The organism is Herbiconiux daphne (assembly GCF_024979295.1).
Taxonomy (GTDB): domain Bacteria; phylum Actinomycetota; class Actinomycetes; order Actinomycetales; family Microbacteriaceae; genus Herbiconiux; species Herbiconiux daphnes.
On the sequence record NZ_JANLCJ010000718.1, the window covers coordinates 1 to 545 of the forward strand.

General features: G+C 49.2%; 1 protein-coding gene. It reads left to right on the forward strand.

All coding sequences use genetic code 11. From position 1 onward, the window contains the following. Nucleotides 1–545: hypothetical protein (locus N1032_RS27325; protein WP_259543847.1), on the forward strand; the 545-nt coding region annotated here is incomplete at both ends.

Sequence of the window (545 nt, forward strand, 5' to 3'; positions counted from 1 at the left end):
CTCCGACTTAACTGAGGTCAATTCAAGTAACGTCAATCAACTAAATTCACAACAGATTATTGCACTGATTAATGCAGGCAACTATGTTCGTGGTCAGAGTGGTTCTCGTGCTGCTGCAATGCGTCAGAAACTCGCTATTCTTGATGCAGCCCTACCACAACGTCAGCAACAGGAACAACAAGCAGCTCAGGCTGCACAACAAGCTGAACAACAGAGACAGCAACAAGCTCGTGATGCTGAAAATGCTCGTATTGCTCAGGAGCAACAGCGCCAACGTGATGAACAAGAACGTCAGCGTAGAGAACAACAAGCTCGTGATGAACAGGCTGCTCGTGACAGAGCCGCTGCTGAACAAAGACAGCGAGATGAAGCTGCACAACGTCAGAGAGATGCAGAAGCTGCTGCTCAAAGACAACGTGATGCAGATGCTGCTAAAGCACGTCAGGATGCTGCTAATAAAGCTGCTGCCGACAAAGCTGCTAAGGACAAAGCAGATCAAGAAGCACGTGACAAGGCTGCTGCTGATGCCGCTAAAGCTGCTGCTG